Annotated in this window: 10 protein-coding genes; all 10 read left to right on the top strand. The window is 65.9% G+C overall.

What is annotated here, in order from left to right:
* Positions 1–21: 21 nt before the first annotated feature.
* Genes AC3LB0_RS05375 through fabZ form a run of 10 tightly spaced genes read left to right on the top strand, consistent with a single transcriptional unit; the run spans position 22 to position 10,037 of the window.
* Positions 22–1,095, top strand: a complete 1,074-nt coding sequence (locus tag AC3LB0_RS05375; RefSeq protein ID WP_488650137.1) for a homoserine dehydrogenase — start codon at positions 22–24, stop codon at positions 1,093–1,095.
* Positions 1,092–1,523, top strand: coding sequence for a hypothetical protein (locus AC3LB0_RS05370; RefSeq protein WP_488650136.1), 432 nt, complete (start codon positions 1,092–1,094; stop codon positions 1,521–1,523). Before AC3LB0_RS05375 ends, AC3LB0_RS05370 begins: the two co-directional genes overlap by 4 nt.
* Positions 1,520–2,590, top strand: a complete 1,071-nt coding sequence (thrC, locus tag AC3LB0_RS05365) for a threonine synthase (RefSeq protein ID WP_488650135.1) — start codon at positions 1,520–1,522, stop codon at positions 2,588–2,590. Before AC3LB0_RS05370 ends, thrC begins: the two co-directional genes overlap by 4 nt.
* Before the next feature lie 13 nt (positions 2,591–2,603).
* Complete coding sequence (gene thrB, locus AC3LB0_RS05360; RefSeq protein WP_488650134.1) at positions 2,604–3,632, top strand: homoserine kinase; 1,029 nt, start codon at positions 2,604–2,606, stop codon at positions 3,630–3,632.
* Positions 3,629–4,882, top strand: coding sequence for an aspartate kinase (locus AC3LB0_RS05355; protein WP_488650133.1), 1,254 nt, complete (start codon positions 3,629–3,631; stop codon positions 4,880–4,882). Before thrB ends, AC3LB0_RS05355 begins: the two co-directional genes overlap by 4 nt.
* 5 nt (positions 4,883–4,887) lie before the next feature.
* Positions 4,888–5,706 carry a biotin--[acetyl-CoA-carboxylase] ligase gene (locus tag AC3LB0_RS05350; RefSeq protein WP_488650139.1) on the top strand — a complete coding sequence of 273 codons (819 nt, stop codon included), beginning with the start codon at positions 4,888–4,890 and terminating at the stop codon, positions 5,704–5,706.
* Positions 5,707–5,737: 31 nt separating this feature from the next.
* Complete coding sequence (accD, locus tag AC3LB0_RS05345; RefSeq protein WP_488650132.1) at positions 5,738–7,717, top strand: acetyl-CoA carboxylase, carboxyltransferase subunit beta; 1,980 nt, start codon at positions 5,738–5,740, stop codon at positions 7,715–7,717.
* A gap of 3 nt (positions 7,718–7,720) precedes the next feature.
* Positions 7,721–8,191: an acetyl-CoA carboxylase biotin carboxyl carrier protein gene (locus AC3LB0_RS05340; protein ID WP_488650131.1), complete on the top strand. Its 471-nt coding sequence runs from the start codon at positions 7,721–7,723 to the stop codon at positions 8,189–8,191.
* Positions 8,188–9,564 carry an acetyl-CoA carboxylase biotin carboxylase subunit gene (locus AC3LB0_RS05335; RefSeq protein ID WP_488650130.1) on the top strand — a complete coding sequence of 459 codons (1,377 nt, stop codon included), beginning with the start codon at positions 8,188–8,190 and terminating at the stop codon, positions 9,562–9,564. Before AC3LB0_RS05340 ends, AC3LB0_RS05335 begins: the two co-directional genes overlap by 4 nt.
* Positions 9,561–10,037, top strand: a complete 477-nt coding sequence (gene fabZ / locus AC3LB0_RS05330) for a 3-hydroxyacyl-ACP dehydratase FabZ (protein WP_488650129.1) — start codon at positions 9,561–9,563, stop codon at positions 10,035–10,037. The genes AC3LB0_RS05335 and fabZ overlap by 4 nt, the downstream gene beginning before the upstream one ends.
* The last annotated feature ends 11 nt before the right edge of the window (positions 10,038–10,048 follow it).

Genomic DNA, 10,048 nt, shown 5'->3' with positions numbered 1-10,048 from the left:
CCCCTCCGCTACCCTTACCCCATGGCAGAGCAGACGGGCTGGCAGGGCGAGCGCCTCACGATCGGACTCCTTGGCGGGGGCACGGTCGGGGCGGCGGTTGCGCGCGGGCTAGCGAGCCGAGCTGAGGAGTGGGGGATCGGCATCGCGGGGATCGCGGTGCGCGACCTGGCCAAGGCGCAGGCCGCTGGACTCGATCGCATTGCACCACTAACCACCGACCCTGCGGCACTTGCCGCCTCCGACGATGTTGACGTTGTCGTCGAGCTGATGGGTGGGCTCGACCCTGCCATGCCGATCGTTGAGGCGGCGCTGAAGGCCGGTCGACCCGTCGTCACGGCGAACAAGCTGCTGCTGGCAACCTTTGGTGCACGACTTGAGTCGTTGGCGCGATCAACCGACACGGCACTGCGCTTTGAGTCTGCGGTTGCCGCGGGAGTGCCGGTGATTGGTGTCTTGGCTGGTGACATGTCGGCGAATGAGATCACCTCGATTCGCGGCATCATCAATGGCACCACCAACTACATCCTTACCAAGATGGAGAGCGAGGGCTGGTCGTACGACCAGGCGCTCGCCGAGGCACAGAAGGTCGGCTACGCCGAGGCGAACCCGAAGAGCGATGTCGAGGGCGAAGACGCCGCCGCCAAGTTGGTAGTTTTGGCGCGACTCGCCGCGGGCGCCTGGCCCGCACTTTCGCATGTGCAATTTGACGATGCCCCTGGCATTACGGGCGTCACCCCTGCGGCGATTGCCGACGCAGCGTCGCGCGGCGCGCGACTGCGCATGATCGCGGAGTGGCAGAACGGTGGCGACGATTCCTCTAAGGATTCTTTGTCGGTGCGCGTGACCGAAGTGCCCGCCGACTCGCGACTCGGTACCACCGTTGGTGGGGGAAACCTGATTGTGATCTCGGGTGATCTGATTGGCGATCTCACCATGGCGGGCGCAGGTGCTGGCCCAGGCTCGACCGCTTCTGGCGTGTTGAACGACCTGTTGGCGATTGCGCGCGGTGAGGGTTCGTCGTGGGGTGATCTGCCTGCGGCGATCGCGGCGCCAGCGCCGGCATGGATCAAGGCTGCAAAGCGCGGTGCGAAGTGAACGGGCCGCTGCGCATTACCTATCCGACCGGTTGGCTGCTCGCTGTTGCGAATACCGACGCCGTTGCAGAGCGCGGTCGCGCGTGTGCTGAACTCACTGGTGTGCGCGATGTGCTGCTGCTCGACGTGGCGGGGCCGAGCGTTGCCACCCTGGCGCGTCCAGGTGCCTTTAGTCGCTTCATGAATCTGCTGCGCCATTTGAGCACCGACCAGGCGGCTGACTTGATCGTGTACGAGGGGGCGCGCCAGTCTGGCCGCACCGTGCTCGCCGTGCGCGGTTTGAGCGAGGCGCAGCGTCGTGAGCTCGCTACCGCTTGGAAGAGCGAGGGGTTGCACTTCATCAACTACTTCGGCGGCATGACCAGCGAAGACTGGGGGATCTGGCGGGGGCCGGTCCTGCCTGAGTTGCCGAGCTGGGTGTGGCGATGAGCGGCTCGTTTGGCGCACGACCGATCCTGCTGGAGCGCTTCCGCGACCTGCTCCCCGTTACCGCTGCCACACCGATCCTGACGCTTGGCGAAGGCGCCACACCTCTAGTTCGCGTGCCGCGCCTCGGTGCCGACATTGGTGCATCGGACCTGTGGCTCAAGGTTGAGGGGGCGAACCCAACCGGCTCATTCAAGGATCGCGGCATGGTCATGGCGGTTGCGAAGGCGGCAGAGTCGGGCGCGCGCGCCGTGGTTTGCGCCAGCACCGGCAACACCTCGGCATCGGCCGCCGCCTACGCCGCCGCCGCGGGGCTCGAGGCGATCGTGCTCTTGCCTGCGGGCAAGATCGCCGCAGGGAAGTTGCTGCAGGCCTTTGCCGCAGGGGCGAAGGTCATCTCGATCGATGGCAACTTCGACGATGCGCTCGAGATCGTGCGCGAGCTCGGCGCCGGTGGTGGCGGTATCGAGATCGTGAACTCGATCAATCCGCACCGCATCGCGGGTCAAGCCACGGCGGCGCACGAGATCATTGCCGACCTTGGTGACGCCCCCGACGTGTTGGCGCTCCCCGTGGGGAACGCGGGGAACATCAGCGCCTACTGGCGCGGCTTCACTGACGCGGTGCGCATTGGCAGCACCAAGCGACGACCACGCATGGCGGGCTTCCAGGCCGCTGGTGCTGCGCCGTTCGTTTCGGGTGCGCCGATTTCGAATCCGGAGACGATCGCCACGGCGATTCGCATCGGCAAGCCCGCATCGTGGGACCTGGCGATTGCGGCACGTGACGAGTCGGGCGGCTTCATTCGCGCCGTCACCGACGACGAGATCTTGCGCGCGCAGGCCGACATCATTCGCTTGGCTGGCATCTTCGTAGAGCCAGCCTGCGCCGCGCCAATTGCCGGTTTGCGCAACGCCATCGCTGACGGCTCGATTGATGGGTCGCAGCGCATTGTTGCGGTGATGACGGGCTTCGGCCTGAAGGACCCCGACACCGCGTCGCGCCTTATCGGCGAGATTCGGCAGTCAGATGCAACGGTCGCCGGCGTTCGCCGTGCGCTCGGTTGGTAGCGGAGGAGGCGTCATGAAGGCAGCAGACCTGGTCGGCCGATCGGTCACCGTTGCGGTGCCCGCCACCGTGGCGAACCTTGGCGCCGGCTACGACGTGCTCGGCCTCGCCCTCGAGATGACCAACGAACTCACCGTGCAGGTCACCGGCGTCTCCGCTTCAGGCAAAGGCATTGTGACCTACGGCGCCTCGGGCGAGGGTGCCGAAGAGCTGGCGCCGGACCGCACCAACATGGCGCTCGATGCCATCTATCGCGGGCTCTCGATTGCCGGCGTGACCGGCGCCGACGCGCTCGACCTTGCCGTCACGGCGGTCAACAACATTCCCCTCTCGCGCGGCTTGGGCTCGTCGGCCGCAGCTATTGTTGGCGGCCTCTTCGCTGGTGCTGCGCTTGCCGGCACGGCTGCCGGCGCTTCGGGGGCGAGTGGCGCCTGCTTCGAGTCGTTTAGCGATCCGCTCACCGATCGTCTCTTTGCAGCTGCCGACGAGATCGAGGGGCACCCCGACAACGTTGCCGCCGCCATCTTTGGCGGCTGTGTGGCGAGTGGTCGCGCAAACGGCACACTCACCGCGCGCATCATCCATGTGCCGCACGATGCGATTCCGGTGGTGCTGATCCCCGACGTGCGCTTTGAGACGAGCGACATGCGCGCCGCGCTGCCGAAGGCGGTGCCAATCAAAGATGCGGTACACAACGCCTCGCGACTCGCCCTGGGTATTACCGCACTCGAGGCGGGCGAAGTCTCTGGATTTGCCATCCTCTCCGACGATCGCATCCACCAGCCGTATCGGATCAAGAGGTACGCGGCGCTGCCGAAGCTCTTCGCCGCCGCACTCGACGCTGGTGCCACGAGCGCCTGCCTGGCAGGCTCCGGCTCTTCGGTGTTGGCGATCGTCGATGACGAGCGCGGTGATGACGGCATCGCCGCGGTGGTTGCGGCGCTCAATGCCGCAGCGGTGGCAACGGGTGTGGGTGGCCATGCCGAACAGATTGAGGTCGACCAAGAGGGGGTACGCATCCTTCGTTCGGTCGGAGTGAAGTGAGCGTCTCTTCAAAGCTGCTCGTTCAGAAGTACGGCGGGAGTTCGGTCGGCTCCGTTGAGCGCATCGCCGCCGTCGTTGCGCGCATCGCACGCGATCGCTCCGCCGGCCGCGATGTGGTGGCGGTCGTTTCAGCGATGGGCGACACCACCGATGACTTGTTGGCGTTGGCATCGTCCGTAACGGGCGGTGCTCCGCCGAACGCGCGCGAACAAGATGCACTGCTCGCCACTGGCGAGATTCAGTCGGCAGCACTCTTGGCCATGGCCCTCATTGCGCGCGGTACCGACGCCATCTCACTGAGCGGCGCCCAAGCCGGCATCAGGGCCGATGGCACCTACGGCAAGGGGCGCATCGCGGGCATTGAGCCTAAGCGCGTGCGGGCCGAGCTCGACGCTGGCCGAGTGGTGATCGTGGCGGGCTTCCAGGGGGTCAGCGAGGGGTCCGAGACCACCACCCTTGGCCGTGGCGGCTCCGACACCTCGGCGGTCGCCCTGGCGGCTGCCCTGGGGGCCGATCGCTGCCAGATCTTTACCGACGTTCGGGGGGTGTACACCGCCGACCCCCGCGCCGTGCCCGCCGCCCGGCAGCTCTCGGTGGTCGGGTACGAGGAGATGCTCGAGCTCGCCAACCAGGGGGCCCAGGTCATGCAGACGCGTGCCGTGGAGCTCGGCTGGGTCAATAACGTAGCCATTGAGGTGCTCAGTTCATTTGAGGAGCAGCCAGGGACAGTAATCAAGGAGGATACGCAGGTGGAGAAGCGCAATAAGGTTCGCGGCCTTGCGGCCGATACGAAGGTGGCGAAGGTGACCATGGTTGCCGTGCCCGACAAGCCCGGTATCGCGCGCGCGGTGTTTGAGCCGCTCTCGGCGGGGAACATCAACGTCGACATGATCGTGCAGAACGTTTCGCACGACGGCACCACCGACCTCTCGTTTACCACTTCGCGTGCCGACCTTGCCGCTGCACGTCCGGTACTCGAGAAGATTCGCGCCGAGATCGGCGCGCGCGCACTCGAGATCGATGAGAACGTGGCGAAGGTCTCCATCGTTGGTGCGGGCATTCAGAATGCGCCAGGCTACGCCGCGCGCATGTTCGGCACACTCGCCGATGCCAAGATCAACATTCAGATGATCTCGACATCCGAGATTCGCATCACCTGCATCGTTAGCGAGTCTGACGCGCCACGCGCGCTGCAGGCGCTGCACGACACGTTCGACCTGGCAACGCCCGACGCAGTCGACGCGGAGTAGTTGCCCTGACGCAGATCGCGGTTGAGCGACTCACCGAGGTCTCCTCGACCAACGACGTTGCACGCGAGCGACTTGTGGCCGGCCTCGTTGCCGCCGATACGCCGCTGCTGATTCGCGCCGAAACGCAGAGCGCCGGTCGCGGCCGTCGCGGACGCACCTGGCTTGACGCGCCTGGCACTGGTCTCTTGATGAGCCTCGCGATGCGTGCAGGCACTGGTTCGCCACTGCCGCTTGATGCTGAACGTTGGTGGCGCGTTGCCGCCGAGCTCTCGCTCGCGGTTGCCGATGCAATAGAAGATGCGGCAGGGATGCAGATCGGCACCATTGGCCTGAAGTGGCCGAATGATTTAGTCGCTCGCAATATCGAAGGCGGCGTGACACAGAGCTTCCGCAAGGTGGGCGGCGTGTTGGCCGAGGCGGGTGATGCCGGCAGTGACGACGCCTGGTTGGTCGTTGGTCTTGGCCTAAATGTGCGCGGCGATGTGGCGCGACTCGATCCGGCTCTGAGCGCAACAGCGACGAGTTTGGAGATTGCGACGGGCCGGCCAATCGATCGTGAGGCACTCTTTACCGATGCGGTAGCGCGGCTCGAGGGGCGCCTAGGCGCCCTCGCCGATGGGCGGTTCGATGTCGCCGACTGGCGCTCTCGGCAGCTGCTCGAGGGCTGCTCGGTGGACCTTGAGGTGGCGGCGGGGGAGATCCTCACGGGGATCGTCGTTGGGCACGACGGGGCCTCGGGGGCGCTGATTCTGAGCGTAAACGGCACGGAGCGTGCCATTTTGGCGGGCGAAGTGACCAAGGTCGTGCGGATCGCCATCCCATAGCGGGTACCATCTCCCTCTAAGGGGAGGGTTAATGCCCAGCTTTCGGAACCCGTTTAAACGCCGCAAGGCGACTCCCGGAGCCGAGCCCGATTTGTGGGTCCGGTGCCCCGGGTGCTCAGAGCTCCTCTTCAAGAAGACCTTGGAGAAGAGCCTCCAAGTCTGCGCGGCATGCGGCCATCACTTCCGTGTGCCCGCCCGCGAGCGCATTGCGCAGCTGGTCGACGAGGGGAGCTTCGTTGAGGCTGACGCCAGCCTGATCTCGCTCGACCCGATCGTCTTTACCGACTCCAAGGGGTATCCCGAGCGTGCCGCCGCCGCCCGCGCCGCCACCGGCGAGCGTGACGCCGCCATTCGCGGCACCGCCCTCATTGGCGGCATTGAGGTCTCCCTCGTCGCCATGGACTTCTTCTTCATGGGTGGCTCGATGGGCTCGGTCGTAGGCGAGAAGGTTGCCCGCGCCGCCGAACTCGCCACCGCCCGCCGCCTCCCACTCGTGATCGTCTCGGCATCGGGCGGCGCCCGGATGCAAGAGGGGACCTACGCCCTGATGCAGCTCCCGAAGACGCTCGCCGCCATCGCGCGCCTGAAGGCGAGCGGCGGCACCTTCATTAGCGTGTTGACCGATCCAACTACCGGCGGCACCATCGCCTCGTTCGGCGCACTCGGCGACCTCAACGTTGCCGAACCGAATGCACTCATCGGTTTCAGTGGCGCGCGCGTCTCCGCTGGCACCATTGGCGATGAACTCCCCGTTGGCTTCCAGCGCAGCGAGTTCTTGCTCGAGACCGGCTTCATTGATGCGATCGTGCCGCGCGGCAACCTGCGCGGCTGGCTCACGCGCGCACTCGGACTCCTGCAGCCACTTCCTGCACCAGCGGTACCGCTCTATCGACAGATCGGCATTCCCGGTGTTGGTCTCATCGGCGGCATGGTCACCGGCGTGGCGCAGGGCGCTGGCGCGATGATCGGCTCCGTGTTGTCACCTGTTGCCGACGCCGCTTCGAAGGTGGCGAATCGCGCTGACCAGATTCTCGAAAATCAGCGCGACCGACACTTGGCGCCAGAACTCGGGCCACACCTCGACGAGGCGGAGGCGTGGAGCCACGTGCAGCGCGCGCGCGACGTGAACCGACCGCGTACCGCCGAACTGCTTGAGGCGCTCAGTGCCGAATTCGTAGAGCTGCGTGGCGACCGCCGTGCCGGTGATGACGGCGCGATCATTGCGGGCATTGCGCGTATCGATGGGCGACGCATTGTGGTGGTCGGCACCCAGAAGGGAACCGACACCGAGAGCAACATACGCCGCGGATTTGGCATGCCGCACCCTGAGGGGTACCGCAAGGCGATGCGCGCTTTTGAACTAGCCGAACGACTGCACCTGCCGCTGCTCACCCTGGTCGACACCCCTGGTGCGCACCCGGGCCCTGAGTCGGAACAGCACGGCATCGCCGAGGCGATCGCCGCCGCCATCAGCAAGATGACCGAACTGCGCACGCCGATTGTGACCGTGGTCACCGGTGAGGGTGGTTCGGGCGGCGCACTCGCCATTGCCGCCGCTGATCGCGTGTACGCCTTTGAGCACGCCTACTACTCGGTGATCAGCCCCGAAGGGTGCGCGGCAATCTTGTTCCGCACCTCCGAGAAGGCCCCCGCCGCGGCGCGCGCCCTGCGCATCACCGCGCCAGAGCAGGTCGCCCTCGGCGTCGTCGACGGCATCATCGCCGAGCCAGAGACGCTCTCCGCGGAATCCACCGTCACCCTGGCGCGTGCGATGTGGGAGCTCGTCTCAGAGACGTTCGATGAGTTGGAATCAATGAGCGATCTCGACGCGCTGCTCAACGCGCGCTATGCACGCTATCGCGCCTACGGCGCATTCGATGAGGCGGCCCCAACGAAGAAGGGTCTCGTCGGCACGATTCGTTCCATCTTCGGCATGGATCGCGACAAGGTGCCGGCTGGCATCAACGACGAGTGGCTCGATGAGATCGAGCGCAATAGTGCGGGGGCGTAGCTGATGGCACACGACACCGAACGACTCGGCGATCTGCTCGACTCCCTGGTTCCCGTGCTCGTTGAGCGACTGCATGAGACCGGTCTCGGCGAGATTGAGATTGAGCGCGACGGCGCAACGGTGCGCGTGCGCGCCGAAGATCTTGGCGCGCACGTTCCATCGGCTCCGGCTCCGGTCGCATCGCGCGGGGGAGTGCCCGCCACTAGTGCCGCTACGCCAACCGCCGGCGATGAGCGCCGCCACCCGGTGCGCTCTACCGCCGTTGGCTTTGTGAAGCTCGCTCCCGATATTCATGTGGGCGGCAAGGTCGCCAAGGGTTCCCTCGTGGCCACGGTTGATGTGCTCGGCGTCGCCGTTGAGGTGCGCGCCGACCACGCTGGCATCGTCGCCAAGCTGCGCTGCGCCACCGGCGACCCAGTGGAGTACGGCCAGGAGCTCTTCCTGCTTGAGTCGGTCGGTGAGGTGAAGGCGTGATCAAGCGCGTGCTGATTGCCAACCGCGGCGAGATTGCGCTGCGAATCTTGCGCGCCTGCCGCCAGCTCGGCATCGAGGCGGTCGTTGCCTATAGCGAGGCCGATCGTGAGTCGCGCGCCGTGCTCGTTGCCGACGAGGCGATCTGCATCGGCCCCGCCGACGCCAAGTGCAGCTACCTCTCGGCGCCTGCGGTGATCTCGGCAGCGCTCGCGACCGGCTGCGATGCCATTCACCCGGGCTACGGCTTCCTCTCCGAGAACGCCTCCTTTGCCGAGGCGGCCGCCGCGCACGGGCTCACCTTCATCGGCCCCTCTGCCGAGGTGTTGGAGCGCTTTGAGAGCAAGGCCGAGGTGCGCGCACTGCTCGCCAAGCACGGCCTGCCAACGATTCCTGGATCCGACGGCGTCGTTGCCGACGAAGTGGCCGCAGCGAAGGCCGCAGCGAAGATCGGCTACCCCGTCATCTTGAAAGCATCGGCGGGCGGCGGCGGTCGCGGAATGCGCGTCGCCCAAAGTGCCGACGAGATCGCGCAGCTCTTCTCGCTCTGCACCCAAGAGGCGCAGGCGGCGTTCGGCGACGGCTCGCTCTATCTCGAGAAGTATCTGATCGACACGCATCACGTTGAGGTGCAGGTTGCCGTCGACAAGAACGGCACCACACTGCACTTCGGTGAGCGCGACTGCTCGGTGCAGCGACGCCACCAGAAGCTGGTCGAAGAGTCACCATCAACGGCGCTGACACCAAAGGTGCGTGAAGAGTTCTTGACACGCGCAGCCAAGGCGATCGGTGCCGCCGGCTATCGCAACCTTGGCACTCTGGAATTCTTGGTTGGCCCCGACGGGAAGCCGTACTTCATCGAGATCAACTGCCGCATTCAGGTCGAGCATCCGGTTACCGAGATGGTCACGGGTGTTGATCTGGTCGCGCTACAGATTCGACTCGCCGCTGGCGAGCTGATGCCGATGACGCAGGCCGAGGTGGAGCGCCGCGGGCACGCCATTGAGTTCCGCCTCACCGCCGAAGATCCAGTGCACGAGTTCCGTCCGCAGGCGGGTGAGATCACGACCTTCCGCTCACCGAGCGGCCCATGGGTGCGCTTCGACTCACATCTGTATGCCGGCTATGAGGTGCCGCCGTATTACGACAGCCTACTCGCCAAGTTGATCGTGTGGGGGAACACGCGCGAGGAGGCGATCGCGCGCTCGCGCGCGGCACTGCGGGAGGTAGAGATTGGCGGCGTGGCGACGACGCGCGACTTCTTCCTTGGGCTCCTTGAGACACCATCGTTCTTGAACGGCACTGCCACCACCGGCATGCTCGACGCCATTGGCACCACTGACATTCTGGCCGCCGCGCCAAAGGCCCGCGCATGACCGCCCCACTGCTCGACCAGGCCGGCATTGAGGCGCTGATCCCGCATCGCGCTCCGTTCTTGCTGCTCGACCGCATCGTGTCGGAAGACCGTGCAACGCAAACGCTGATTGCAGAGTTGGATGTGCGCCCCGACGCCTTCTGGACCCCTGGCCACTTCCCCGGCATGCCGATCATGCCTGGCGTGCTGCAAGTCGAGGCGCTCGCCCAGGCGATGGGCGTCTACGTTGCCCGCACCGAAGGGTTCGGCAACCGCCTCGGCGTCTTCGCCAAGATCGAGGAGTGCCGCTTCACCCGCATGGTCGTTCCGGGCGAGACGTTGCGCCTAGAGATTCAGATGCAGAAGCTCGGCTCACGCATGGGCACCGCCAAAGGCATTGCGAGCGTTGATGGCGCCGCCGCCTGTACCGTCACGATTACGTTTGTGATTCCACCCGAGTCGGCGCTTCCGCGCCCGGCCGGACCAGCCGAATAGCGAAGGGAAAG

It is taken from the genome of Candidatus Limnocylindrus sp., assembly GCF_040397235.1.
GTDB lineage: Bacteria > Chloroflexota > Limnocylindria > Limnocylindrales > Limnocylindraceae > Limnocylindrus.
Note: the sequence above shows the minus strand (reverse complement) of the source record. Positions and strands in the feature narration are given on the sequence as shown.